Annotated in this window: 26 protein-coding genes, 4 pseudogenes and 1 other annotated feature; of the genes and pseudogenes, 27 read left to right on the top strand and 3 right to left on the bottom strand. The window is 37.8% G+C overall.

What is annotated here, in order from left to right; all coding sequences use genetic code 11:
- The first annotated feature begins 149 nt into the window (after positions 1 to 149).
- The 3 genes and pseudogenes from ACEWFJ_RS17770 (at position 150) to ACEWFJ_RS17760 (ending at position 2,795) form a co-directional block, all read left to right on the top strand.
- Entirely contained in the window at positions 150 to 569 is a 420-nt protein-coding gene (locus ACEWFJ_RS17770) for a MarR family winged helix-turn-helix transcriptional regulator (RefSeq protein ID WP_473689388.1), read from the top strand.
- 299 nt (positions 570 to 868) lie between these two features.
- Positions 869 to 1,024 carry an imidazoleglycerol-phosphate dehydratase gene (locus ACEWFJ_RS17765; protein ID WP_098309527.1) on the top strand — a complete coding sequence of 52 codons (156 nt, stop codon included), beginning with the start codon at positions 869 to 871 and terminating at the stop codon, positions 1,022 to 1,024.
- A gap of 428 nt (positions 1,025 to 1,452) precedes the next feature.
- Positions 1,453 to 2,795 (top strand): annotated as a pseudogene (locus ACEWFJ_RS17760) (TrkH family potassium uptake protein).
- Between the two features lie 232 nt (positions 2,796 to 3,027).
- On the opposite strand, the gene ACEWFJ_RS17755 reads toward ACEWFJ_RS17760, so the two are convergent.
- On the bottom strand, positions 3,028 to 3,375 hold the full coding sequence (locus ACEWFJ_RS17755; RefSeq protein ID WP_098309525.1) for an imidazole glycerol phosphate synthase: 348 nt from the start codon (positions 3,373 to 3,375) through the stop codon (positions 3,028 to 3,030).
- Between the two features lie 299 nt (positions 3,376 to 3,674).
- Between ACEWFJ_RS17755 and ytfJ the strand changes: the two genes are divergently transcribed.
- Positions 3,675 to 4,049, top strand: coding sequence for a GerW family sporulation protein (gene ytfJ / locus ACEWFJ_RS17750; RefSeq protein ID WP_098309524.1), 375 nt, complete (start codon positions 3,675 to 3,677; stop codon positions 4,047 to 4,049).
- A 124-nt stretch (positions 4,050 to 4,173) separates the two neighbouring features.
- Positions 4,174 to 4,263, top strand: coding sequence for a hypothetical protein (locus tag ACEWFJ_RS17745; RefSeq protein ID WP_020063024.1), 90 nt, complete (start codon positions 4,174 to 4,176; stop codon positions 4,261 to 4,263).
- A gap of 521 nt (positions 4,264 to 4,784) precedes the next feature.
- On the opposite strand, the gene ACEWFJ_RS17740 is transcribed toward ACEWFJ_RS17745, so the two are convergent.
- Together ACEWFJ_RS17740 and ACEWFJ_RS17735 are read right to left on the bottom strand one after the other, a co-directional pair.
- Positions 4,785 to 5,027: a YkuS family protein gene (locus ACEWFJ_RS17740; protein WP_098309522.1), complete on the bottom strand. Its 243-nt coding sequence runs from the start codon at positions 5,025 to 5,027 to the stop codon at positions 4,785 to 4,787.
- A 100-nt stretch (positions 5,028 to 5,127) separates the two neighbouring features.
- Entirely contained in the window at positions 5,128 to 5,382 is a 255-nt protein-coding gene (locus tag ACEWFJ_RS17735) for a DUF3911 family protein (RefSeq protein ID WP_429717855.1), read from the bottom strand.
- A 407-nt stretch (positions 5,383 to 5,789) separates the two neighbouring features.
- Between ACEWFJ_RS17735 and ilvE the strand changes: the two genes are divergently transcribed.
- The 22 genes and pseudogenes from ilvE (at position 5,790) to ACEWFJ_RS17625 (ending at position 26,309) form a co-directional block, all read left to right on the top strand.
- Positions 5,790 to 6,686 (top strand): branched-chain-amino-acid transaminase, encoded by an 897-nt coding sequence (gene ilvE, locus ACEWFJ_RS17730; RefSeq protein WP_098309520.1) that lies wholly within the window; start codon positions 5,790 to 5,792, stop codon positions 6,684 to 6,686.
- Positions 6,687 to 6,700: 14 nt separating this feature from the next.
- A pseudogene (gene ilvD, locus ACEWFJ_RS17725) lies at positions 6,701 to 8,367 on the top strand (dihydroxy-acid dehydratase).
- A gap of 23 nt (positions 8,368 to 8,390) precedes the next feature.
- Positions 8,391 to 8,618, top strand: a binding site (T-box leader).
- Between the two features lie 73 nt (positions 8,619 to 8,691).
- Entirely contained in the window at positions 8,692 to 10,389 is a 1,698-nt protein-coding gene (gene ilvB / locus ACEWFJ_RS17720; RefSeq protein WP_473689387.1) for an acetolactate synthase large subunit, read from the top strand.
- Positions 10,386 to 10,901, top strand: a complete 516-nt coding sequence (gene ilvN / locus ACEWFJ_RS17715) for an acetolactate synthase small subunit (RefSeq protein ID WP_473689386.1) — start codon at positions 10,386 to 10,388, stop codon at positions 10,899 to 10,901. The genes ilvB and ilvN overlap by 4 nt, the downstream gene beginning before the upstream one ends.
- Before the next feature lie 27 nt (positions 10,902 to 10,928).
- Positions 10,929 to 11,939: a ketol-acid reductoisomerase gene (ilvC, locus tag ACEWFJ_RS17710; protein WP_098309516.1), complete on the top strand. Its 1,011-nt coding sequence runs from the start codon at positions 10,929 to 10,931 to the stop codon at positions 11,937 to 11,939.
- 1 nt (position 11,940) lies between these two features.
- Entirely contained in the window at positions 11,941 to 13,464 is a 1,524-nt protein-coding gene (locus tag ACEWFJ_RS17705; RefSeq protein WP_098309515.1) for a 2-isopropylmalate synthase, read from the top strand.
- Positions 13,465 to 13,478: 14 nt separating this feature from the next.
- On the top strand, positions 13,479 to 14,543 hold the full coding sequence (gene leuB, locus ACEWFJ_RS17700; RefSeq protein WP_473689385.1) for a 3-isopropylmalate dehydrogenase: 1,065 nt from the start codon (positions 13,479 to 13,481) through the stop codon (positions 14,541 to 14,543).
- Positions 14,543 to 15,937 (top strand): 3-isopropylmalate dehydratase large subunit, encoded by a 1,395-nt coding sequence (gene leuC / locus ACEWFJ_RS17695; protein WP_473689384.1) that lies wholly within the window; start codon positions 14,543 to 14,545, stop codon positions 15,935 to 15,937. Before leuB ends, leuC begins: the two co-directional genes overlap by 1 nt.
- Positions 15,915 to 16,493 (top strand): 3-isopropylmalate dehydratase small subunit, encoded by a 579-nt coding sequence (gene leuD, locus ACEWFJ_RS17690; protein ID WP_473689383.1) that lies wholly within the window; start codon positions 15,915 to 15,917, stop codon positions 16,491 to 16,493. The genes leuC and leuD overlap by 23 nt, the downstream gene beginning before the upstream one ends.
- A gap of 697 nt (positions 16,494 to 17,190) precedes the next feature.
- On the top strand, positions 17,191 to 18,453 hold the full coding sequence (hisZ, locus tag ACEWFJ_RS17685; protein ID WP_473689382.1) for an ATP phosphoribosyltransferase regulatory subunit: 1,263 nt from the start codon (positions 17,191 to 17,193) through the stop codon (positions 18,451 to 18,453).
- A pseudogene (hisG, locus tag ACEWFJ_RS17680) lies at positions 18,429 to 19,063 on the top strand (ATP phosphoribosyltransferase). The gene hisZ and the pseudogene hisG overlap by 25 nt, the downstream one beginning before the upstream one ends.
- A 12-nt stretch (positions 19,064 to 19,075) precedes the next feature.
- Positions 19,076 to 20,368, top strand: coding sequence for a histidinol dehydrogenase (gene hisD, locus ACEWFJ_RS17675; RefSeq protein ID WP_473689381.1), 1,293 nt, complete (start codon positions 19,076 to 19,078; stop codon positions 20,366 to 20,368).
- Positions 20,368 to 20,953 (top strand): annotated as a pseudogene (gene hisB / locus ACEWFJ_RS17670) (imidazoleglycerol-phosphate dehydratase HisB). The gene hisD and the pseudogene hisB overlap by 1 nt, the downstream one beginning before the upstream one ends.
- Before the next feature lies 1 nt (position 20,954).
- Complete coding sequence (hisH, locus tag ACEWFJ_RS17665) at positions 20,955 to 21,584, top strand: imidazole glycerol phosphate synthase subunit HisH (protein WP_473689380.1); 630 nt, start codon at positions 20,955 to 20,957, stop codon at positions 21,582 to 21,584.
- Positions 21,557 to 22,276, top strand: coding sequence for a 1-(5-phosphoribosyl)-5-[(5-phosphoribosylamino)methylideneamino]imidazole-4-carboxamide isomerase (hisA, locus tag ACEWFJ_RS17660; RefSeq protein ID WP_473689379.1), 720 nt, complete (start codon positions 21,557 to 21,559; stop codon positions 22,274 to 22,276). The genes hisH and hisA overlap by 28 nt, the downstream gene beginning before the upstream one ends.
- Positions 22,270 to 23,028 carry an imidazole glycerol phosphate synthase subunit HisF gene (hisF, locus tag ACEWFJ_RS17655; protein ID WP_473689378.1) on the top strand — a complete coding sequence of 253 codons (759 nt, stop codon included), beginning with the start codon at positions 22,270 to 22,272 and terminating at the stop codon, positions 23,026 to 23,028. The genes hisA and hisF overlap by 7 nt, the downstream gene beginning before the upstream one ends.
- The gene (gene hisI / locus ACEWFJ_RS17650; protein ID WP_473689377.1) at positions 23,025 to 23,330 is read left to right on the top strand and encodes a phosphoribosyl-AMP cyclohydrolase; all 306 of its coding nucleotides are present in this window, start codon (positions 23,025 to 23,027) and stop codon (positions 23,328 to 23,330) included. The genes hisF and hisI overlap by 4 nt, the downstream gene beginning before the upstream one ends.
- Before the next feature lie 12 nt (positions 23,331 to 23,342).
- Positions 23,343 to 23,666 (top strand): phosphoribosyl-ATP diphosphatase, encoded by a 324-nt coding sequence (locus ACEWFJ_RS17645; protein ID WP_473689376.1) that lies wholly within the window; start codon positions 23,343 to 23,345, stop codon positions 23,664 to 23,666.
- Positions 23,667 to 23,678: 12 nt separating this feature from the next.
- Positions 23,679 to 24,701 carry a histidinol phosphate phosphatase domain-containing protein gene (locus ACEWFJ_RS17640; RefSeq protein ID WP_473689375.1) on the top strand — a complete coding sequence of 341 codons (1,023 nt, stop codon included), beginning with the start codon at positions 23,679 to 23,681 and terminating at the stop codon, positions 24,699 to 24,701.
- Positions 24,702 to 24,842: 141 nt separating this feature from the next.
- On the top strand, positions 24,843 to 25,001 hold the full coding sequence (locus tag ACEWFJ_RS17635; protein ID WP_336482709.1) for a DUF4025 domain-containing protein: 159 nt from the start codon (positions 24,843 to 24,845) through the stop codon (positions 24,999 to 25,001).
- A gap of 1 nt (position 25,002) precedes the next feature.
- On the top strand, positions 25,003 to 25,170 hold the full coding sequence (locus tag ACEWFJ_RS17630) for a hypothetical protein (protein WP_473689374.1): 168 nt from the start codon (positions 25,003 to 25,005) through the stop codon (positions 25,168 to 25,170).
- 167 nt (positions 25,171 to 25,337) lie between these two features.
- A complete protein-coding gene (locus ACEWFJ_RS17625; protein ID WP_473689373.1) occupies positions 25,338 to 26,309 on the top strand; it encodes an NAD(P)-dependent oxidoreductase in 972 nt (323 codons plus the stop codon).
- Positions 26,310 to 26,484: the final 175 nt, after the last annotated feature.

Genomic DNA, 26,484 nt, shown 5'->3' with positions numbered 1-26,484 from the left:
GAAAGCAACCTTTATCATCTATTACCAAGTAACTAAAAAAAGATACATGATTTTCCCAATAAAATGGATGACAAATTCCAAAAAGTACGTTAATATAGTTCATAATGTTTTTATTTAATCATATTAAATAAATAGAGGTGCTGTACAAAATGTCTAATAATCGCGAGTTGCTAATGGAAGATTTGTCTACGAATTTTTTTGCTATGTTTCGTACATTACGTAATGATATGGGCAAAATTTTCGGTGATTATATTCCATGGAATGAATTTATCGTGTTGCGTATTTTAAATCGGGTCCAAAAAGAAATGGTTTCCCATGTTGCGAATGAACTGAACGTATCGAATAGCCACATTACGGCTGTTGCAGAAAAATTAATTAAAAAAGAACTTGTAACGCGTTCGCGCTGTACATCAGACCGTCGTGTTGTGTATTTGGAGATTCTTGATAAAGGGAAAGAATTAGTGGCTGAGATGGAAAAGCGAAAGAAGGAATATTTCAAAGAGCGATTTTCTACTTTGTCTGAAGATGAAATGCAAGTCATGATTTCTATTTTACAAAAGCTAATTTAGTAAGAAATAGCATTCATATTTCATATTGTTAAGTAAATGGTGGGAAAGTTAGGGAATCATATGAGGCATTGAAGATAATGAAGTGAAACTGGGAGCTTCATCCCCCATCTAGCTTCTTCGCTTTTCTCTGAATCTTGAGATGGGGGTCTTACTACCCGCGAATAGCGGGGTAAATTCCAAACTAAGGAGCGGTCTTACTATGCAAAAGCCTTCGCAATCAATGCGAAGGCTTTTCATGTGTATTTAGAATGGAATGGAGCATACTAACAATATCATTATACAGAAGGGAAGAAAGAAGTATGTCAAGTCGTAATGGTAGTAAAGGAAGCGGGAATCAAGGAGCACCCAAAGTAGGGCAATATCAACAGGAGTTCGGCACAGAGTTTGTTACTGGTGATGATAATAAAGGGAAAGAATATCGCTCGAAAAAAGGGAGCAAATCAAGGAAGGAGTGAAGCATATTCACTTCTTCTTTATTATTAAATAAAGTGAAAGTTTTCACTAAACGGGTGTATGCCAGCAAGTATTCATCGCTTAACCGCTTTTTTTAGAATTTTGCGACGTAATTCTAATGTCCCACACGTAGATGGATAAAAAAAGCCATCTTGTCATTGCAAGATGGCTTAGGAAGGGGGGACAATTTCTGTCAATTTAAGCTAGGGATAGAAAGCTGTTCGAGACATTAGGGGATGTCTCATTATTAGGGAGGAACAGCTTCGATAGTTATACTATAAAAGATTGATGTGAATTCAATGTGAATTTGGCGTGAAAGAATAAGGAATTTTCTATTTTTTATACGAAAATAAAAGTTGAAATTCAAAAGAAAAAAGATTATGCTCAACTATGTATGGAGTATGGAGGACGGATTAAGGGAGTTAGTATTATGGAAATGATAGAAAAACGTGACTTGAATGATCGTTTTATACGATTAAGTCCACCACAAATTTTAGCGATTGGATTTTTTGCTTTAATTATTGTTGGCGGCATATTATTGAAATTACCGATTGCGACGAAAACATCTATTAGTTGGGTTGATGCTTTTTTCACAGCAACATCAGCTGCGACTGTAACGGGCTTAGGTGTAGTAGATGTAAATAGTACATTTACAATATTTGGACAAGTTGTCATCATGCTTCTTATACAAACAGGCGGTTTAGGGTTAATGACAATTGCTATTTTAATAGTTTGGGTGCTCGGAAAAAAATAGGATTACGTCATCGACTTCTTATTGGAGAAGCATTAAATCAAACGAATATTGGCGGACTTGTAAAATTAGTAAAACGAGTGTTTTTCTTCTCGCTTTGTATTGAATTCGTTGGAGTATTATTTTTATCCATTCGTTTTGTTCCTGAATTCGGATGGGGAAAAGGGCTATATTACAGCTTGTTTCATGTCGTAGCTGCTTATAATAATGCAGGATTTGCTTTATGGCCAGATAATTTAACGAGATATGTTGGAGATCCTATCATTAATATTGGTATTTGTTCTTTAATTGTAATAGGTGGTTTAGGTTTTACAGTACTAATTGATATATGGTACAGTCGAAGTTTTCGAAAATTAACACTGCATTCGAAAATTATGATTGTTGGTACAATTGCGTTGATTATTTTTTCAATGACTGTAATCTTTATATTAGAGTATAGTAATGTTAAAACATTAGGTTCTTTATCGTTAAATGAAAAATTTTGGGCATCATTCTTCCAAGGGATTACCCCTCGTACAGCTGGGTTTAATACAATTGATTATGGAAGTATGAATGAATCAACGTTGTTTTTTACGATGGTACTTATGTTTATTGGAGCCGGAAGTGTTTCAACTGGAGGCGGTATTAAGCTTACGACTTTTGTTATTTTAATTACATCTGTTATTTCATTTTTTAAGAAAAAAGAAGATGTTATTTTATTTCGTCGTACAATTAAAATGTCAACAGTGATGAGAGCTTTGTCGATTGTAATTGCAAGTCAATTTTTAATTTTTGTAGCAGTATTTGTACTTATGCTTACTGAAAACTTTAGCTTTATTGAATTGTTGTTTGAAACGGTTTCAGCCTTTGGAACAGTTGGATTATCAATGGGAATTACAGCTGATTTATCAGCTTTTGGGAAATGTGTGATTATGTTTGTTATGTTTTGTGGATTAATTGGACCATTAACACTTGTGTTTTCACTTGCACGGCCAGCAAAACAAAAAATTCGTTATCCATCTGAGGATGTGTTTACAGGATAAGGTATCTCGCGAAAAGCGAGATACCTTTTATTATGTTCCGTGATGAAAAATTGTCTGGAAGATCCTAATTGATGGAAGTTTCACTTTATACCGCATTAATGGGCAGTAAGATCCCACCTCAATATTCAAAGAAAAGCAGAGAGATGGGAACAACTGCCCATAAAAGCTCGATTGGTTCAACTAACCATCAGTAGGAGATAAACCTTCCTCTACTGATGGAAGTTTCACTTTATTACGTAAAAAGAGAGTACAGCAAGCTGATAATAGCTGCTCGAAATATTAGTGCAACAATCGCAGTTATGCCGCCCATTACTGCTGCAATTCCACCTGTAACAGTGGCACCACGGTTATAGGCATATATACCAATTAGGACAGCAAGAAGTCCAAAGAGTACTGGGAAAACGAATAAAGCTAAGACTGCAAGGGCAAGAGCGATAAATCCTGCTGTTGCTCCCCCTGTTTTTGTTGTTCCTTCTTCTCTTCCATCGTAAGGCACACCATTAGGTGCAATTTCAGCTGCGTATTCCTCTTCAAAATGGTCTTCGTTTTCTCTATAGCGTTCTTCATGTTTATCAGTCATTATAATATCTCCTTTCATAAAGAGCTTCATGTTTAGTATGAACTGCTTTTATTTTTTTATCCTCCATTTCACGGGCAATAAGATCCTCACGTCAAGATTTTGAGAAAATAAAGAAGAAACATGGAAGATAACTGTCGTAAGAGTGCGATTGGTAAGAGCTTTCCATCAGTGGGGGATGAAGAAAATTCCCCCTGATGAAAGTTTCATTTCATGAGATAGTTAAATTACAAAAGTTGGTATGTCTTCCGCGTTTTTGGAAACGATAAAAAGGAATTGATAGGAAAAAGAGGTGGTTTTGTATGACACAACATCCAATTGAAAACTTAATGAAAACAGCAATGACAAACTTAAAAGAAATGGTGGATGTAAATACGATTGTTGGAAAGCCAGTATCAACAGCTGATGGGAATGTTATTTTAACCGTTTCAAAAGTTGCTTTTGGTTTTGGTGCAGGTGGAAGTGATTTCAAAGGAAGTGGACAACCACAAGAAGGGCAGAACTTACATCCATTTGGTGGTGGAAGTGGTGCAGGGGTTTCGATTAACCCCGTTGCGTTTTTAGTAGTTGGGGCAAAAGGAATTCAGGTTATGCACTTACATAGCGGTACACATCTTGTAGAAAAAGCATTGGAAGCAGTACCTAATGCAGTGCAGCGGTTAGTAAATAAGAGATAGCGGAACGCTTGCATTTTAAGGAAATTATGATATAGTAGATGAAGTGTGTTTAAAAATTATACGAATATAAAGTAAATGACTATATAAAGAATTAGGATTTAAGAGGAACAAGGGAGAGGTATAAATGATTAACATCAAGAATTTTGTTGTCGGTTTATGTATGTTAGTGAGCGGATTTGTTGTGTACGTATTAAAAGAAAAAGCACAATTTTAACAAACAGGCTTACTTGGTAGTCTGTTTTTATTTTGATAAAAGTATTGACATTTTTATCGAAAAGAAGTAAAATTGATATTCGTGTCTCGGTTACAGCTAGTATATATTGGTTATTCCTTACTTATACAAGTCACTAGTTTGCTAAAGATCGGGCAATGATGCCAACAACTTTAGTGATCGTGTATATGATGAATTGTATTTGTAAGCTGTACACGTACTAGCGTATAAGGAGCGGTCGTTGGAACCGCAATGATGAAAGAGAGGCAGGGCTTTCATCCAGTATATGTTACTTTCCCGTTAATTAAATATAAAAAAAGAAGGCGCCTTTTTGTAAAAGGCGGCCTTCTTTTTATTTTATCCGCTATTTGCGGGCAGTAAGACCCCCACCTCAAGATGCAGAGAGAAATCAGAAAGATAGGTAGGGGATAACTGCTAGCATGTGCCCGATTGGTTCAACTAACCATCAGTGGGGCTTTTAATCAGCAGGGATGAGGAAGAGCCCCGCTGATTAAAATTTTACTTTATTGAATTCTACTTTCAACTTGTTGACAAACTTCTTCAGCTGTTAACCCGCTTGCATCGATAACAGATCCCTTTATCGCAGCGTTGCTAATCCCCGCTACGTTAGAATCCAGCCCGGTTACAACGCAGCAGTTGCATCCTTGAACGTCACTTTCAGATTGCAATGAGACTACTTCATGCCCTTTTTGTTCTAGTGCTTGTTTTACGTTTGTTAAAGAATCTTCTACTCCAATTTTCGCCATGTCATTCACCTCCTGCCCATCTAGTAATATGTTCCTTTTTCGGAAGAATATTCACTAATTAACAAAGAGGTTTCACACGTTTGGCAGGAGTAGGAAAGAGTTAGTCGTTATAAACCCCAGTCAACATGTCGCTTACAAAACGATCGTTTTGTACATCTTGCATTGTATAATCATTTGATAGTACATCAACTGAGGCAATGTACATAGGATTTTGCGTTGTTCTATTTTGCTCTGCATATGGAAGTAATTCTACATAATCTTCTAATTTACACAGTCCTTTTGTATTCATTAAATCAAATAACTGAAGCATTTCCATTACTTCTTGTCTTGTTCCTTTAATTTGTAAACATGCCATATTATTAGCCCCCTTAAATTTGTCAAAATGATTTTTGAAAATAGGATTATGAGTAATAAGGAAAAATATGAGTGTTATCCTCAAATTTTATTTTTTATTTTTTCACCTCGCTTTATTACTAGTCTTTTTTCTAAAAATATGTGATAGAACGTCCGTTTATTGAATACAATAGATTCGCATCTTTTGACAAAATTCCTTCTCCTAAACAAATATTTTTTTGTAAGAAAAATGTCGAAAAAAATTTTTTGACATTTTGTAAACGTTAACAATGTTGATATATCAATATAAAGAGGGTTGTTCATAAATTTTAAAATTTAAAATTTTCAAAAAATTTCTTTGATTTATTTGAAAAGGGGCGTAAACTAGGAACCAATAAAAAAATTCAAGGATATAGGGGGCGCTTTCAAGTGAACGAGCAATGGATTTTCTTAAATGGAGAATTTGTTCCAAAAAATGAAGCAAAGGTTTCTGTCTATGATCATGGATATTTATATGGTGATGGGGTATTCGAAGGCATTCGTGTCTATAGTGGAAATGTTTTCCGCTTAAAAGAGCATCTCATTCGTCTGTACGAATCTGCAAAATCCATTTTATTAGAAATTCCATATACGTTGGAAGAAGTGACCAATATTGTTGTTGAAACAATTCGACGTAATCAATTATCTAATGGATATATTCGTTTAGTTGTATCACGCGGAGTTGGAAATCTTGGTTTAGATCCTGATTCGTGTTTAAAGCCAAATGTTGTTGTAATCGCTGAACAATTAGCGTTATTCCCGGCAGAATATTACGAGAAAGGAATTCCGGTTGTAACAGTTGCAACAAGACGGAATCGTCCAGATGTATTAACGCCACAAGTGAAATCACTAAATTACTTAAATAATATTTTAGTGAGAATTGAAGCGAAACTTGCCGGTGTGCAGGAAGCGTTAATGTTAAATGAACAAGGGTATGTTGCAGAAGGTTCTGGTGATAACGTATTTATTGTAAAAGGTAATAAGTTAATTACACCGCCAAGTTCTGCTGGAGCACTAGAAGGAATTACGCGAAATGCGATTATGGAAATTGGTGAGAAGCTTGGCTATGACGTAAGGGAAGAATTATTTACACGTCATGATGTATATGTAGCAGATGAGGTATTTTTAACAGGTACAGCAGCTGAAGTTATTGCGGTAACAATGGTTGATGGCAGAGAAATTGGAGCTGGGAAACCAGGAGCGCATACAAATCGTTTGTTAGAAGAATTTCGTAAGCTTGTTGTAGAAGATGGCGAAAAAATTTATGAAGAAAATAAAGTAAGTTGATAGGAGAGTAACCGATGCGAAGCAATATGATTAAACAAGGTATTGACCGAGCGCCGCATCGAAGTTTGCTTCATGCAGCAGGCGTTAAAGAAGAAGATTTTCATAAACCATTTATTGCAATTTGTAATTCATATATCGATATTGTTCCAGGGCATATTCATTTAAGAGATCTTGCTGATGTAGCGAAAGCTGCCATTCGTGAAGCAGGAGGTGTTCCTTTTGAATTTAATACGATTGGTGTTGATGATGGAATTGCAATGGGACATATCGGAATGCGATATTCACTCCCAAGTCGAGAAATCATTGCAGATGCAGCAGAAACAGTAATTCAAGCTCATTGGTTTGACGGAGTTATGTTTATGCCAAATTGTGACAAAATTACACCGGGAATGCTAATGGCATCTGTTCGGACGAATGTTCCTTCTGTTTTTGTATCTGGAGGACCAATGGAAGCAGGGAAATCAAAAGATGGCACTCCGCTTTCATTAGCATCTGTATTTGAAGGAGTTGGCGCTCATAAGTCAGGGAAATTAACTTTAGAGCAGCTGATTGATATGGAAAAATCAGCATGCCCAACGTGCGGTTCCTGCTCAGGGATGTTTACAGCAAATTCTATGAATACCATCATGGAAATGCTTGGTGTTGCGCTTCCTGGAAATGGAACGGTTGTTGCAACAAGTAAAGAACGACATAACTTAATTCGTCAGGCTGCTTTTCATTTAATGGATTTAATTGAGCGTGATATAAAGCCGCGCGACATTATTACAAAAGAAGCAATTGATGATGCTTTTGCATTAGATATGGCGATGGGGGATCGACAAATACAGTTTTACATATGTTAGCCATCGCAAATGAAGCCGGTATTGAATATGATTTGCAGCGTATTAATGATATTGCAAAGCGTGTTCCATACTTAGCGAAAATTAGCCCAGCTTCTCATTATTCCATGCATGATGTGCATGAAGCGGGTGGAGTGGCAGCTATTATTAAAGAGCTTTCACAAATCCCGGGGGCAATTCATCCAGAGCGCATTACAATTTCAGGGAAAAGCATTTATGAAACAGCAGAAGAAGGAAAAATTTTAGATGAAAAAGTAATTCGTCCGAAAGAACGACCATATCGTAAAACAGGTGGTCTTTCCATTCTCTTTGGAAATTTAGCACCAGATGGTTCTGTCTTAAAAGTTGGAGCTATCGATGAATCTGTTACATCATTTGTTGGTGAAGCGATTTGTTTTGATTCTCATGATGAAGCGGTTGCTGCGATTGATAGTGGTGTTGTGAAAGAAGGGCATGTTGTTGTCATCCGATATGAAGGTCCAAAAGGAGGACCTGGCATGCCGGAAATGTTAGCTCCAACATCAGCGATTGTTGGAAGAGGACTGGGAACAAAGGTTGCATTGATTACCGATGGACGCTTCTCCGGAGCAACAAGGGGGATTGCGATTGGTCATGTATCACCAGAAGCGGCTGAAGGAGGGCCAATTGCATATGTGGCAGACGGTGATCCAATCATTATTAATTTAAAAGATGGTATTATTCATTGGGAAATTTCTAAAGAAGCATTAGAACAACGGAAAAAACAATTTATTTCTCCAGAGCCGAAAGTGAAAACTGGCTATTTAGCACGATATGCAAAGCTTGTTACTTCGGCAAATACAGGAGGAATTATGAAAGTATAAAGTAAAACTTCCGTTCGCGGGAGGATAAAGCGTTGATAGGGAGGAGTAGTTGATTGTGAAGCCTCACAGAGAGTCGGTGGTTGGTGGAAACCGATGGTTCACGTTGACGAACATCGCCCTTGAGTGCCAAGCTGAAGCACTTGCTTAGGTTTGGACGGTAGCTCCGTTATTAGCTTGACTCTATTAGAGTCACTGAGGCAAGAATTTTTCTTGCAAAGAAGGGTGGTACCACGAAGTCTTTCGTCCCTTCAGCACATAGCTGGAGTGTGGGCGAAAGACTTTTTTATTTATACGCGTATTTCATAAAGGAGGTTTGTAGAAACGATGTCTTCAAAAACGGAAGAGAAAATGGCAACCGGTGCACAGTTATTGTTAAATGCGCTTAGAAAGGAAAAGGTAGAAGTCATTTTTGGCTATCCAGGAGGAGCTGTTTTGCCGCTATATGATGCGCTTTACGATTGTGAAATTCCTCATATCTTAACAAGGCATGAACAAGGAGCAATTCATGCGGCAGAAGGATATGCAAGAATTACTGGAAAGCCAGGTGTTGTTATTGCTACAAGTGGGCCAGGGGCGACAAATGTGATTACTGGTTTAGCGGATGCGATGATGGATTCCTTACCGCTTGTCGTATTTACTGGGCAAGTTTCAACAACGCTTATAGGAAGTGATGCCTTTCAAGAAGCGGATATCATCGGACTTACAATGCCTGTCACAAAGCACAACTATCAAGTACGAAATGTTTCGGATTTACCAAGGATTATAAAAGAAGCATTCCATATTGCAGCAACAGGTAGACCAGGTCCAGTCGTCATTGATCTTCCGAAAAATATGGTTGTAGAAATGGGAGAGCGATGTAGCAATGTAGAGATGGATTTACCTGGGTACCAACCGAATTATCATCCGAATCAACTACAAATTAACAAACTGCTACAAGCAATTGAAGTAGCAAAGAAACCGCTTATTTTAGCGGGTGCTGGCGTATTGCATGCAAAAGCGGCAAGTGAATTAACTGCATTTGTACGTATGTATCAGATTCCGGTCGTTCATACATTACTTGGTCTTGGAGGGTTTCCACCGGATGATCCATTGTTTTTGGGAATGGGTGGTATGCATGGTTCTTACGCAGCAAATATGGCTTTGTATGAATGTGACTTGTTAATAAATATAGGGGCCCGTTTTGATGATCGTCTGACTGGAAATTTAGCTTACTTTGCAAAGGGAGCAACGGTAGCGCATATTGATATTGATCCTGCAGAAATTGGAAAAAACGTTGTGACGGAAATTCCAATTGTAGCCAGTGCTAAACATGCTCTAGAAGCGTTGTTAGAGTGTAAAGGAGAGAAACAAAATCATAAAGAATGGCTACAGCTTTTACGAAGAAGAAAGAATCGTTACCCATTTTGCTATAAAGACGATTCACAAATGTTAAAACCGCAAGCTGTAATTCAAATGCTTCATGAAGTTACAAATGGAAATGCAATTATAACGACAGATGTTGGACAGCATCAAATGTGGACAGCGCAATACTATGCCTTGAAACAGCCCGATAAATGGGTTACATCAGGAGGACTGGGAACGATGGGGTTTGGCCTGCCAGCTGCGATTGGAGCACAAATTGCCGAGCCCAATGAACTCGTTGTAGCGATCGTAGGTGATGCCGGTTTTCAAATGACATTGCAAGAATTAAGTGTTTTAAAGGAACATCATCTTCCTGTTAAAGTGCTGATTTTAAATAATGAAGCACTCGGCATGGTAAGACAATGGCAAGATGAGTTTTATAATCAGCGTTATTCTCATTCTGTAGTCTCTTGTCAACCAGATTTCGCCATGTTAGCTCATGCTTATGGAATTAAAGGGATCCGTATTGAAAATCCGCTAACGGCAAAAGAACAATTGCGAGAAGCGATGAATTTGCAAGAACCTGTGCTTATTGATTGCCGCGTTTTACAATCTGAAAAAGTTATGCCTATGGTTGCTCCAGGAAAAGGTGTTCACCAAATGGAGGGGGTGGAAGAGTGAAACGGATTGTTACAGCAACGGTTCGGAATCAAAGTGGGGTTTTAAACCGTATTACAGGTGTGATGACGAGAAGACATTTTAATATTGAAAGTATTTCAGTGGGTCATACAGAATCATCACATATTTCAAGAATGACATTTGTTGTTCACGTTGAAAATGTCCAACAAGTGGAGCAGCTTATTAAGCAACTTCATAAACAAATTGATGTATTAAAAGTATCTGATATTACAGAAGAAGCAATGATTGCAAGAGAACTTGCACTTATTAAAGTGTCTACGACAATTGCTTCTAGATCTGAATTATATAGTTTAATTGAACCGTTTCGCGCAGCTGTTATAGATGTTGGAAAGGATTCCATCGTCGTTCAAGTAACAGGGGCACAAGAAAAAGTAGAAGCGCTTATTGAATTATTGCGTCCATATGGTTTAAAAGAAATTGCAAGAACAGGAGTAACAGCCTTTACAAGAAGTATGAAAAAGCAAGACAAACAACAAGTAATGTTAATTAATTAATTTTTAAAATATAGGAGGAGAAAGAAAATGGCAAAAGTTTATTATGAAAAGGATGTAACAGTAAATGTATTAAAAGGAAAGAAAGTAGCGATTGTTGGATATGGGTCTCAAGGTCATGCTCATGCGCAAAATTTACGTGATAACGGTTTTGACGTTGTTGTAGGTCTTCGTCAAGGGAAGTCTTGGGAAAAGGCAAAAGAAGATGGATTTTCTGTATATAAGGTTGCTGAAGCTACAAAACTAGCAGATGTTGTAATGGTATTGCTTCCAGATGAACAACAGCCGGAAGTTTATGAAACAGAAATTGCACCGAATTTACAAGAAGGAAATGCACTCGTGTTTGCTCATGGGTTTAACGTTCATTTTGATCAAATTACACCGCCGGAAGATGTGGATGTATTTCTTGTAGCGCCAAAAGGACCGGGGCATCTTGTACGCCGAACATTTGTAGAAGGCGCAGCGGTACCAGCATTATTTGCGGTTTATCAAGATGCAACAGGAACAGCTTATGAAAAGGCACTATCGTATGCAGATGGAATCGGAGCAACTCGCGCCGGTGTACTCCAAACGACATTTAAAGAAGAAACAGAAACAGATTTATTTGGAGAGCAAGCAGTACTTTGCGGAGGAGCAACTGCTCTTGTGAAAGCGGGTTTTGAAACATTAGTAGAAGCTGGCTATCAACCGGAACTTGCATATTTTGAATGTTTACATGAACTAAAGCTTATTGTCGATCTTATGTATGAAGGCGGATTAGAAAATATGCGCTACTCAGTTTCGGACACAGCACAGTGGGGGGATTTCGTATCAGGGCCGCGCGTTGTAACAGAGCATACGAAACAAGCGATGCAAGAAGTATTAAAAGATATTCAAGATGGAACGTTTGCTAGAGGATGGATTGCTGAACATAAAGCAGGAAGACAAAAATTCCATGCAATTAATGCAGAGGAGAATGCGCATCAAATTGAAGTGGTAGGTCGTAAATTACGTGAGATGATGCCATTTGTAAAGCCGAGAGTGAAAATGGAGGTTAAGTAATATGAAGCAAATTTTGTTCATGGATACGACGCTTCGCGATGGGGAGCAATCGCCTGGAGTAAATTTAAATGAACAAGAAAAATTACAAATTGCACGGCAGTTAGAGAGGCTTGGAATTAATGTGATGGAGGCGGGCTTTGCGTCCGCTTCTGAAGGTGATTTTCGGTCAGTGAAACGTATAGCTGAAACAATTCAAAATGCTTCTGTTATGAGTCTGGCCCGTGCGAAGGAAAGTGATATTCGTACTGCATATGAAGCGTTAAAAGGAGGCGTATCTCCTCGATTACATGTATTTCTGGCAACGAGCGATATTCATATGAAATATAAGCTCCGTATGTCAAAGGATGAAGTATTAGATACAATTCATCGTTCTGTAAAGCTTGGAAAATCATTATTTTCAACGGTACAGTTTTCTGCAGAAGATGCAACGCGAACAACACCTTCTTTTTTAGCAGAAGCTGCAGAGGTTGCAATTCGCGCTGGAGCGGATGTAATTAACATTCCCGATACAGTAGGATATACCAATCCAGAGGAATATTTTTCTCTTTTTCGATATTTAAAAGAGCATGTTTCATCTTTTGAGAAAGCTATTTTCTCCTGCCATTGTCACGATGATCTTGGCATGGCAGTAGCCAACTCATTAGCAGCAATTGAAGGCGGTGCACTTCAAGTAGAAGGAACGATTAATGGAATTGGAGAACGTGCTGGTAATGCTGCTCTCGAAGAAGTTGCAGTTGCTCTCCATATTCGAAACGATTATTACGGGGCGTCATCTTCCATGCAATTAAAAGAAATTAAAGCAACAAGTACACTTGTAAGCCGTTTAACAGGCATGGTTGTTCCGAAAAATAAAGCAATCGTTGGTGCAAATGCGTTTGCCCATGAATCTGGTATTCATCAAGATGGGGTTTTAAAAGAAGCATCTACTTATGAAATTATTTCACCTTCTCTTGTAGGGGAAGAACAAAATAAATTTGTACTTGGAAAACATTCTGGCCGCCATGCCTTTACAGAAAAAATGAAAGAGTTAGGCTATGAATTTACAGAAGAAGAGAGGGACTTAGCGTTCCATGCTTTTAAGCGGTTAGCTGATCGAAAGAAAGAAATTACAGAAGAAGATTTACAGGCGCTTGTATTGGGAGAAACTGCGTTTGCTAAACAGCAGTACGATATTAAACAATTGCAAGTTCATTTTGTATCAAGCAGCATTCAAAGTGCAACCGTCTGTTTAGAAGATACTGATGGAAATGTGCTGGAGGATGCCGCGACTGGGGCCGGTAGCATTGAAGCAATTTATAATGCGATTCAAAGAATTCTTCATTTAAAATGTGAGCTTGCTGACTATCGTATTCAATCGATTACACAAGGACAAGATGCGTTAGCTCATGTTCATGTTGAGTTGAAAGAAGACGGACACCAAGTTTCAGGTTTTGGTGTAGCGCAAGATGTACTGGAAGCTTCAGCTCGTGCTTACGTATATGCAGCAGGGAAATTAAAAACATTACGATCACTTACAAAATCGTAAAGGAGTGCTTGAAGATGGAAAAACGAATCGTTTGTTTAGCTGGTGATGGAGTTGGGCCAGAAATTATGGCTAGCGCAAAACAAGTGTTAGAGATGGTAGAAAGGTTATACGGTCATCATTTTTATTTGCAGGATGAAATGTTTGGAGGAGCGGCAATTGATGCATTTGGCCAGCCGCTTCCGCCTCGCACATTAACAGCGTGTTTAGCAAGTGATGCAGTATTGCTTGGTGCCGTTGGAGGTCCATATTGGGATCATGCAAAAGAACGTCCTGAACAAGGACTTCTTACACTGCGAAAAGGCTTAGGGGTATTTGCAAATGTTCGACCGGTTTCCGTTGAAGAGGCAACGGCGCACCTATCACCACTAAAGGCAGCAGAGCAAGTTGATTTTGTTGTTGTTCGTGAATTAACTGGTGGTATCTATTTCTCATTTCCGAAAGAGCGGACAGAAGAAGTAGCAACAGATACACTTACTTATCATCGCCGTGAGGTAGAACGAATTGTTTCATACGCATTTCAATTAGCAAAAAAACGTCGTAAAAAAGTAACGTCTATCGATAAAGCAAATGTTTTAGAATCTAGTAAACTATGGCGACAAGTAACAGAAGAAGTAGCAGTTCGCTATCCAGATGTAGAGTTAGAGCATTTATTAGTAGATGTTGCAGCAATGGAACTCATTCGTAATCCAAGACGATTTGATGTTATCGTTACAGAAAATTTATTTGGCGATATTTTAAGTGATGAAGCATCTGTATTAGCGGGTTCATTAGGGATGTTGCCGTCTGCAAGTCATGCGGAGAATGGTCCGTCTCTTTATGAACCGATTCATGGATCAGCGCCGGATATTGCTGGGAAAAACAAAGTGAATCCAATCGCAATGCTTCGCTCCGCTGCAATGATGCTTGGGCAATCATTTGGATTAAGAAAAGAAGGAGAAGCAATTGAAGAAGCTATTTCTACAGTCCTTCGTTCTGGAAAATGTACAGCAGATTTAGGTGGGAATGAAACGACAACTTCGTTTACAAAGTATGTATTACAAACGATGGAAGAACAGGCACTGGTAGGGAGAGGGAGATAATGGGGAAAACATTATTAGATAAACTCTGGGAGCGACATGTTGTAGCAACGAATGAAAACGGCCTGGATTTACTATATATTGATCTGCATCTTGTTCACGAAGTGACATCGCCGCAAGCGTTTGAAGGCTTGCGGCTTGCGAATCGAACAGTTAGACGGCCTAATTTAACATTTGCGACGATGGACCATAATGTTCCAACAAAAGATGTTTGGAATATTACAGATAAAATTGCGAAACAGCAAATGGATACACTTCGCAAAAATTGTCAGGAATTTGGAGTACTGTTAGCTGATATGGGTGATGAGGAACAAGGGATTGTACATGTTATTGGTCCGGAACTTGGACTTACACAGCCAGGAAAAACAATTGTATGTGGTGATAGTCATACATCAACACATGGAGCATTTGGTGCATTAGCATTTGGAATTGGCACAAGTGAAGTAGAACACGTTTTAGCAACGCAAACATTATGGCAACGCAAACCAAAAGCGATGGGAATTGAACTGAAAGGATTATTGCCAAAAGGAGTATATGCAAAGGACATTATTTTACATGTACTTGCTACATATGGAGTAGCCGTTGGTACGGGGCATGTCATAGAGTTTTATGGTGAAACCGTAAAAGAAATGACGATGGAAGAGCGGATGACGCTTTGTAATATGGCGATTGAGGGCGGTGCAAAGGCTGGGATTATTGCACCGGATGAAGTGACGTTTGATTATGTAAAAGGGCGACAATACGCACCAAAAGAGTTTGAACAGGCAGTTACAAAGTGGAGTGAATTATACACGGATACAGATGCGGTGTATGACATGGTTATTACGGTTGATGTTGCAAGTTTAGCACCGTATATTACGTGGGGAACAAATCCAGGGATGGGGCTGCGCGTTGATGAAGTTCTTCCGCAGGCAAATGATATCAATGATGAAAGAGCGTATGCTTATATGGGACTTCAACCAGGACAAAGTACAGCGGATATTCCAATTCGCCACGTGTTTATCGGTTCTTGCACAAATTCCCGCTTATCTGATTTAGAAATTGCCGCTGCGGTTGTGAAAGGAAAGAAGGTAAAAGAAGGAGTAAGGGCTCTTGTTGTCCCTGGGTCAAAGCAAGTGAGAGATGCAGCGATGAAAAAAGGATTACATCTTATATTTGAAGAGGCGGGATTTGAGTGGAGGGAACCAGGGTGTTCGATGTGTCTTGGGATGAATCCAGATCAAGTGCCAGAAAGTGAACATTGTGCTTCTACTTCAAATCGTAATTTTGAAGGAAGACAAGGCAAAGGAGCAAGAACGCATCTCGTTAGTCCAGCCATGGCCGCTGCAGCAGCAATTTACGGTCATTTTGTTGATGTGAGAAAGGAGAACTACGATGGAGCCATTTCGTATTCATAAAGGTACAACTGCAGTATTGATGCGTGATAATATTGATACGGATCAAATTATTCCGAAGCAGTATTTAAAGCGGATTGAAAGAACGGGATTTGGAGAGTTTTTATTTGATGAATGGCGCTATTTAGATAATCGTCAAGAAGATCATGCGTTTCCATTGAACGATCCTGAGCGAAAAGGTGCTACGATTCTAATTACAGGAGAAAACTTCGGTTGCGGTTCTTCTAGAGAACATGCACCGTGGGCTCTTGCGGATTATGGATTTCGTGCTATTATTGCAGGAAGTTTTGCCGATATTTTTTATATGAATTGTACAAAAAATGGGATTCTTCCGATTGTGATGGGAAAGGAAATTCGTAAGCTGCTCGCATCTATAGCGCCCCAGGCGATGATAGAAATAGATTTAGAGAATGAAGTAGTAATAACTCCTGAGGAAAGCTTTTCTTTCTCCATTGAACCGATGTGGAAAGAAAAGTTGCTCAGTGGTTTAGATGATATTGGAGTTACGCTTCAATATGAAGGTGTGATTACAGAATACGAGATGAAAATAGGTCTTTAATGTATATATATTCATTTTGTTTTTTTAACATATAAGTCGCTGCTATGCAGAAGAAAAAGTGGTCTACACTTGTTTTTTCTCTTTGTTATAGCATTTTATGGGGAGAGAGAGGGTCTGATCGCTTCTGCGCATGGCTGGATGCTCTCTTCTATCTAAAAAGAAAGATTTTATGTCAGTTTTTTAACTTGTATTTATATGAGGATAAGTTGTATATTATTTCAAAAAAAATAATAGAAAATTATTTACTTTTGATTTAATTGGTAGTATACTGACTTCAAACCAAGAGGAGAAAGGGAGTAATGACAATGTTCACTTTACAATCAGTCATTTCATTTACACAACATCATCATACATAAACCCTTGAACCTAGCGTGAAAAAACGTGTAGGTACAAGGGTTGTTTCATTGTACCTACATTCTCTAAAGAGCTATGTAGGTATTTTTATCTACATAGCTCTTTTTTCGTTTTCTTAGCGCTATGTTATGAATGTATGAGTATTTTCGAAGATAAACTCGTAACAAATAATGTATCAAAATTCCGTCAGAAGATTCCCGCTTCTAGTGTGTTACAAGGGATAGCTGAGTGGTGAGTAGGAGCAGTTCAAGAAATTAATAATGGACATATAAAAGAAGCATATTAAATATGTTATCATTGTAGATTTTTTGTATATATGTGCCGAGAAAGTAGAGGTGTAATGATGAAAAAATGGAAACGAGCCAATCCGAATGGAACAAGAGATTTTTTGTTTCAAGAATGTACATTGATGGAAGAGGTTGAACAAAAATTAAGACGAACATTTATCGATAGGGGATATGAAGAAATACGGACACCTATGATTGAGTTTTATGATGTGTTTGCATTTCAAAATCGTCCTATGGATGAGGAGAAAATGTATAAGTTTTTTGATTCTGAAGGACGTATCCTCGTTCTGAGACCTGATATGACAATTCCGTTAGCACGTGTAATTGGAACAAAAAAGATGAAAACCCCTTTAAAATTAACATATAGTGGGAATGTTTTTAGAGCAAATGAATCTTTAACAGGTAAATATAATGAAATTACACAAACCGGCATTGAAATTATCGGTATTGATAATATACGTGCTGAAATCGAGTGTATAGTAAGCGCGATTGCAGCTTTACAATCAGCTGGTATTCAATCATTTAAAATTGAAATTGGCCAAGTGGAACTCTATAAATCCATTGTGAAGAAATTGTCTTTGCGAGAAGAAGATGAATATGCATTGCGAGAATATATTGAGAGTAAAAATTTTGCCGCTTTGTCCCGTTTTTTACAAGAAAAGCAGTTGGATATGCAAGATGAAACAGTACGATTATTACAAAAATTACCTCGTTTATTTGGTGGATTAGAAGTAGTTGAAGAAGCTGAAAAACTTGCAGTGAATACAGAAATGAAAAGAGCAATTGCGAGGATAAAAAATATATATGAAAACATTGATCGCCTTGGTTATGGTCAATATATATCTATTGATTTGGGGATGATCCAACATCTCAATTATTATACCGGTGTAATCTTTCGTGGATATATATGCGATGTTGGAGAAGAAATTGTTAGTGGTGGAAGATATGATGAATTGATTGGGAATTTTGGTGAATCTTTACCTGCAGTAGGTTTAGCAATACAAGTAAATCAAATTGTACGTACCTTACAAGAACGGATAGAAAATTCATACCAAAAACAAATAGATGCTCTCATATATTATTCGTTAGATATGATTTCCGAAGCAGAAAAATTACGTATTTTACTTGGAAAAGATGGTATAAAAGTAGAATTGTCGATGTTAGAAAATTTACAAGATACATTTCAATTTGCAAGAACACATGATGTGAAAACTGTAATTGATGTATCAGGAGATACTTTAGTCGAATATGTTTGGAAAGATAAATGGATTATGCAGAAAAAAGGAGAATCCTCATGCGTAACATTCAAATTGCGTTAACGAAAGGAAGATTAGAAAAACATGTGATACCGTTATTTGAACGAATCGGTATTGATTGCTCAGAGCTAAAGGATAAAGGAAGGAAGCTTGTATTTCAAAGTAAAAACTCACAAATTTCATTCATCCTTGTAAAGCAGTTGATGTTGTAACGTATGTACAACATGGTATAGCTGATATTGGTATTGCCGGCAAAGATATCTTGCTTGAATATGAAAACGATGTATATGAAATGATTGATTTAGGGGTAGGGCGTTGTAAATTTTGCGTTGCTTCCGTTTCATCGTATAGTCCAAACGGTTATAACAAAAAGAGGATTGCAACAAAGTATCCGAATATTACTTCTGCATATTTTCGTAAGAAGGGAGAAGATGTAGAGATTATTAAAATAGAAGGTTCTGTAGAGATTGCTCCTTTATTAGGGTTAGCAGATGCAATCGTTGATATTGTAGAAACAGGACAAACATTGAAAGAAAATGGATTACTAGTATTTGAAGAAATTTGTGACATTTCAGCACGTTTAATTGTAAACAAAGCATCTTTAAAAATGAAAAAAGACGAAATATTCAATATTATAAACAAAATGGAAAGCGTCTTAATAGAAAAGGAATAAAGGAGGGTAAATATGGAAATTACATGCGAGGATTATTCTAGTATTTTATGTAAGGTGAAGCAGTTAAGGGAACAGGCAAACACAATAGAAGAAACGATTCAACAAGATGTGAGAAAAATTGTTGTAAGTGTTAAAGAAAAGAAAGATGAAGCGCTATTTTCGTATACGAAGACTTTTGACAAAGTAGAGTTAACCAAATTTCAAGTTTCGGAAGAAGAGCTGGAGTTAGCTTATCAAAGTGTTGAACCAGCATTTTTAGCAGCATTGGAAGAAGCAAAGAAGAATATCATTTCCTATCATGAAAAACAAAAGAGACAAGCTTTTATTGATACAGAAAAAGAGGGAATTATTCGCGGACAGCTTGTTCGACCATTGCAAACTGTTGGTGTATATGTACCAGGAGGAACGGCAGCGTATCCATCATCAGTTCTCATGAATGTCTTACCAGCAAAAATTGCGGGCGTCAATAAGATTGTCATGGTAACGCCGCCGAATTGTGAAGGAGTAGATCCACATATTTTAGCTGCAGCAAAAGTTGCTGGAGTTGATGAGGTATATACAGTAGGGGGAGCGCAAGCAATTGCTGCGTTAGCATATGGAACAGAATCGATTCCGCGTGTTGATAAGATTGTAGGACCAGGAAATATATATGTTGCATTAGCGAAGCGAGAAGTATTTGGTTCAGTTCATATCGATATGATTGCTGGCCCGTCTGAGATTGTTGTTATTTCTGATGAAACGGGGAATGCAGCGTATATTGCTGCTGATTTATTATCACAAGCAGAGCATGATATACGTGCAACCGCTATTTGTATCACAACTTGTTTAGAATTAGCGCAGGAAGTGAATAGGGAAATAGAAAAACAATTGATGAGCCTTCCGAGAAGTGAAATAGCTCGTGAATCCATTAACAGAAACGGAGCGATTCTTGTTGTAGAATCGTTGGAGCAAGCGTTCCAGCTCTCAAATGAAATTGCGCCAGAACACTTAGAACTGCACATAAAAGAACCAATGACAGCTCTTCCGTATATTCAACATGCAGGTTCTATCTTTTTAGGTCCGTATGCGCCGGAACCATTAGGTGATTATATGGCAGGCCCGAATCACGTGTTACCAACGAGTGGAACAGCAAGGTTTTTTTCTCCATTATCTGTTGATGATTTTATGAAAAAATCGAGCTTTTTATTTTATACAAAAGAGGCTCTTGGACAAGTGCAACAGCATATTGTCAATCTAGCAGAAAAAGAAGGATTACAAGCTCATGCGAGAGCAATTGAGATTCGTTTTGAAGGAGGGGAAAAGTAATGCGCGCCGCAAAACAAACGAGAATTACAACAGAAACGAAGATATCTGTAGCACTGCAACTAGATGGTAATCAAGAAGTTTCAATTCAAACGGGAGTTGGTTTTTTTGATCATATGTTGACATTATTTGCAAAGCACGGCCGCTTCGGATTGCAAATTGAAGCGGATGGTGATGTGCATATCGATGCTCATCATACGGTAGAAGATGTTGGAATTGTCCTTGGGAATTGTTTGAAAGAAGCACTTGGTGATAAAGCAGGAATTAATCGTTATGGCACAGCTTATGTACCGATGGATGAAGCCTTAGGATTTGTTACAGTTGATATAAGTGGAAGGTCCTATCTCGTATTTGATGGTGAATTTACAAATCCAAAACTTGGTGATTTTGATACGGAGTTAGCTGAAGAATTTTTTCCGTGCGGTAGCTCATACAGCAAATATAACATTACATGCACGTGTTTTATATGGAAGCAACACGCATCACAAAATTGAAGCACTTTTTAAAGCGTTTGGACGTGCACTGCATGATGCCACCGAAAAAAATGAAAAAATTATAGGGGTAAATTCCACGAAAGGAATGTTGTAATATGATTGCGATTGTAGATTATGGAATGGGCAACATTCGAAGTGTAGAGCAAGCGTTAAGACATATTGGAGCAGAGTATATTGTAACAGATGAAGCAGAAGCATTTCTGAATAGCGACGGCGTTATTTTACCGGGAGTTGGTGCGTTTCCAAGAGCGATGCGTTGTTTAGAAGAAAAGGGACTTATTTCTGTTTTGAAGCAAGTTGCGATTGCAGGAAAACCCCTGTTTGGAATTTGTTTAGGGATGCAGCTTTTATTTGAAGAAAGTGAAGAGATTGAAAGAACGAAAGGATTAGGGTTGCTTCCTGGAACGGTAAGAAAATTAGACGTACCATATAAAATTCCTCATATGGGATGGAATCAGTTACAAAAGAAAAAGGAGCATCCTTTATGGAATGAAATAGAGGATGGCGCATTCGTCTATTATGTTCATTCTTATTATGCGCAATGTCCAAATGACGTTGTAGTAGGCTCTAGTGAGTATGATGTTCTAGTACCAGGGATTGTTTCAAGAGGAAATGTATTTGGAGCTCAGTTCCATCCTGAAAAAAGTGGTGAAATAGGAATTCAAATATTACGAAATTTTAAGGAGGTTATAGAAACATGGAAATCTTCCCAGCTATCGATTTAAAAAATGGTCGTTGCGTTCGTTTGTATCAAGGGCAATTTCAACAAGAAACAGTAATGAATGAAAACCCAGTTGCACAGGCATTGTTATTCGAACAACTTGGTGCACGTGTACTGCACATTGTTGATTTAGATGGAGCTGTTGCAGGGCGTTCAGAAAACCTTTCTGTCATTGAAGACATTTGCAAGGCAGTGCGAATTCCAGTGCAAGTAGGAGGAGGAGTTCGTTCAATTGCTGCAATTGAAACACTTTTGGCAGCTGGAGTAATGAAAGTAATTCTTGGAACAGCAGCGTTGTATGATCGCTCATTTTTAGAAGAGGCAGTTCAATTATATGGAGATAAAATTATTGTTGGAATCGATGCTAAAAATGGTTATGTAGCAACGCGAGGATGGTTAGATGTGTCTGAAACGTCTTATGTACAACTGGCAAAGGAAATGGAAAAAGTGGGTGTGCAGACGCTTATTTTTACTGACATTTCTAGAGATGGAACGCTTGCAGGTCCAAATTTTGAACAATTACAAAAATTACAAGATGAGGTTTCGCTTCAAATTGTTGCTTCCGGCGGTGTGAGCTCGCTTGCTGATGTTGAGAAATTACAAGATATGAACTTATACGGCGTTATTATTGGGAAAGCATTATATGATAAAAAAGTTATTTTAGAAGAAGCATTGCAGGTGACAGGCATATGTTAACAAAGCGAATTATTCCGTGTTTAGATGTGAAAAATGGTCGTGTTGTAAAAGGCATAAATTTTGTCGGATTACAAGATGTTGGTGATCCTGTTGCAATTGCGGCTGCATACAATGAGGCAGGCGCGGATGAACTTGTGTTTTTAGATATCACAGCAACGTACGAAGAACGAAAAACAATGATTGATGTCGTAGAACGTACAGCATCTCAAGTATTTATTCCCCTAACAGTTGGAGGTGGTATCTCGTCTGTTCAAGATATGTATGCATTACTTCGAGCTGGTGCAGATAAAGTTTCATTAAATTCAGCTGCAGTGCAAAGACCAGAGTTAATACAAGAAGGAGCAGAGCAATTCGGTTCTCAATGTATAGTCGTTGCAATCGATGCAAGAAAGGTCGGAGAAAATAAGTGGAATGTATATGTAAATGGAGGTCGCATTGATACAGGAATAGATGTAATCGAATGGGCAAAGCGTGTGGAAAGTTTAGGTGCTGGGGAATTACTTTTAACGAGCATGGATGCAGATGGGACAAAAGATGGCTATGATTTACTTTTAACAGAAACAGTTTCAAAAGCAGTTGGTATTCCGGTAATTGCTTCGGGTGGATGTGGGGCAATTGGACATATTGCAGAAGTTTTTCAGCAAACATCAGCAAATGCGGCGTTAGCAGCTTCTATTTTTCATTACGGCACCGCAACCATTCAAGAAACGAAACAAAAATTACAAGAAGCGCAAATTGAGGTGAGATTGTGAAGCCGGATTTTTCAAAAGGATTATTGCCAGCTGTTGTGATAGAAGAGGGTACAAAAGAAATTTTGATGCTAGCTTATATGAATGAAGAAGCGTATGAAAAAACATTAGACACAAAAATGACCTGGTTTTATTCTCGCTCACGAAGAGGTTTGTGGAATAAGGGGGAAACATCAGGACATGTTCAACATGTAAAATCATTATATTTAGATTGCGATCAAGATTCTATTATGGTAATTGTCCAGCAAGTAGGTGTAGCTTGCCATACAGGAGAAAAATCATGTTTTCATAATAAGGTGTTATAGGGGGATAAGGAAATGAGCGATGTGTTGCAACAGTTATATGAAACAATTCAACAGCGAAAAGAGGATCCTATCTCTGAATCGTATACGAATTACTTATTTACAAAAGGAGAAGACAAAATATTAAAGAAATTAGGAGAAGAATGTACTGAAGTTGTAATTGCGGCGAAAAATAATGAGAAAGACGAGCTTATAAAAGAAGTTGTTGATTTTACGTATCATTGCTTAGTGTTACTAGTAGAAAAAAATGTATCATTACAAGAGATAGTAGAAGAATTAAATAAACGTCAAGGACAATTATCGAGAGTGGGCGAACGAAAAGAAATTGATACATTATAGGAGGGGAGAAAGATGAGAGTAGATTATCACCTTCACTTAGAAGAAGGGCCGTATTCAATGCGGTGGTTATCTCGCACCAATGAAGCGCTTGAGTATTTTGCACCGATTGAGGAAGAGAAACATTCAATGGGATGGATCTTAAAAGCTGGGGAACGTTTGCAAAAGCGTGTAAAAGAAGGCGCATTTTCACCGGATTGGATTGATTTATATTTAGAGGAAGCAGTGCGCAAAGGAATACGGGAAGTTGGAATAGTTGACCACTTATATCGTTTTTACGAAGCAAAGGAATACTATGAGCGCTATGTCGATATTAGTGATACAGAACTTGGACATCTGCAAAAAGAATGGCTGGATCAGGTGAGGGTAGAATCGATTACAAATTTTACAAAAGCAATTGAAGATGCGAAAGAAAGATGGAGCAAACGAGGCGTGGTATTACGGCTTGGAATAGAAGCTGATTATTTTATTGGCGGGGAAGAGGAACTAGCGAAGTTATTAACGTTAGGAAATTGGGACTATGTCATTGGTTCTGTTCATTTTATTAATGGATGGGGATTTGATAATCCAGATACAGACGCTTATTTTAGACAGCATGATTTACATGTGTTATATCCTGAATTTTTCCGTACTTTAGAAAAATCGATACGTTCTGGCCTATTTGATATTGTTGCACATTTAGATAATATTAAAGTGTTTAACTATCGCATAGATGAAAATCAGCAATTACCGTATTATGAGAAAATCGCTAAGGCTTTAATTGAAACAAATACAGCTACGGAAGTGAATGCTGGCTTGTATTATCGATATCCTGTAAGAGAAATGTGTCCGAGCCCTTTGTTTTTACAACGCTTAGTGCATTATGGTGTTCCAATTACAATTTCTTCAGATGCGCATTTCCCGAATGATTTAGGTAGCTACGTAAAAGAAAATATAGAGACACTTCGTAATCATGGTGTGACGCACATTGCAACATTTGAAAAACGAATCCGGAACATGAAGCCGATCGAATATGTAGAAGAAAATGTTTTGAGATAAAGTGAAACTTCCATTAGTAGGGGAGGCTTTATTCCCTACTAATGGAAAGCTCTCACCAATCGGGCTTACTTCCAGTTAATGGGGGATGAAAACTTCCTTTTTTGTTTACACTAACGTTGAACAAAAAAGGAGGCTTTTTTTATGGCGAAACAACAATATGAAGATACTGGGAAGTTAACGAATCAGAGCAATGTTGCAAAAAAAGACCAATCAGAGCAATCAATTACACACGAACAAGTTAGTGATACATTAGCTGAAGGAACGATTGATGTAAAGTTAGAACAAGGAAGCGATAAATAAAGTGAAATTTCCATCAGTGGGGGCTTTTTCATCCCCCACTGATGGAAAGCTCTCACCAATCGAGCTTTTACTGCCTATTAGTGCGGAATTAAACTATAGTGAAAAAGAGGCTGAATGTGTTCAGCCTCTTTTTCATGATTTTGTAAAGAAAGATTACAAGAACAATTAAATTCCTTGTCTTTTTTCGATAGAATTTCTTACAATAATATTGAAAGTGTTTATCTTACTATTAGTGGGCAGCAAGACCTCTTACTTCAAGATTCAGAGAAGCCGAAGATGATAAAAGCTTTCACTAATAGGAGTTCATTCTATGTTAAAAGGAAAGGATGCTTAATTATGGCGAAAATTTTAGTAGCAGGACAAATTCCAGAAATCGGACTACAGTTGTTACGAGGTCATGAAGTAGAAATGTATGATAAGAAAGGGTTAATTAGCACAGAAGAACTAGTGAAACGTGTACAAGATAAGGAGGCATTATTAAGCTTACTTTCAACAAAAGTTACGGAAGAAGTTATCAATGCTGCACCACATTTGAAAATTATTGCAAACTACGGTGCTGGATATGACAATATTGATTATAAATATGCAGTGGAAAAAGACATAGCGGTAACAAACACGCCAAAAGTTTCAACAGAGGCAACAGCAGAGCTAACGTTTGCTATCTTATTAGCAGCAGCGCGCCGTATTCCAGAAGGCGATACACTATGTCGTACAGTTGGTTTTAATGGCTGGGCACCGCTCTTTTTCTTAGGACGTGAAGTGTATGGTAAAACAATTGGTATTATTGGTCTTGGAGAAATTGGAAAGGCAGTGGCAAAACGAGCAAAAGCATTTGGTATGAATATCGTGTATACAGGGCCAAGTCGTAAGTATGAGGTGGAGCAAGAATTAGAGGCAACATATGTAACGCTAGAAGAACTACTACAAACAGCAGATTTTATTACAATTAACTGTGCGTATAATCCAAAGTTGCATCATATGATTGATGAAGAACAGTTTAGAATGATGAAACAAACTGCTTATATTATTAATGCGGCACGTGGTCCCATTATGAATGAAGAGGCGCTTGCTCATGCTTTAGAAACAAAAGAAATTGAAGGGGCAGCACTTGATGTGTTCGAGTTTGAACCGAAAATTACAGAAAAATTAAAAGGATTAACAAACGTTGTGTTAACACCTCATATTGGAAATGCAACGATTGAGACACGTGATGCAATGGCAGAAATGGCAGTGCGTAATATTTTAGCAGTACTAGAAGGAAATGAGCCATTAACTCCAGTGTATAAAAAAGAACTTATAATGAAATAAAGTGAAACTTCCATTAGTGGGGGATTTTCTTCATCCCCCACTGATGGAAAGCACGTGTGTAGAGAGAATAAAGTTGTCAAATTTTATTCTTAGAAGTCACCAATCGGGCCATTTAATTGAAAGAAAACCTCTAACAAAATTGGATATTTATGTTAAAATTAGTATGGGTTTGTGA

Source organism: Bacillus sp. EA-CB0995 (assembly GCF_055814245.1).
This window is presented reverse-complemented; position numbering and strand designations above follow the sequence as displayed.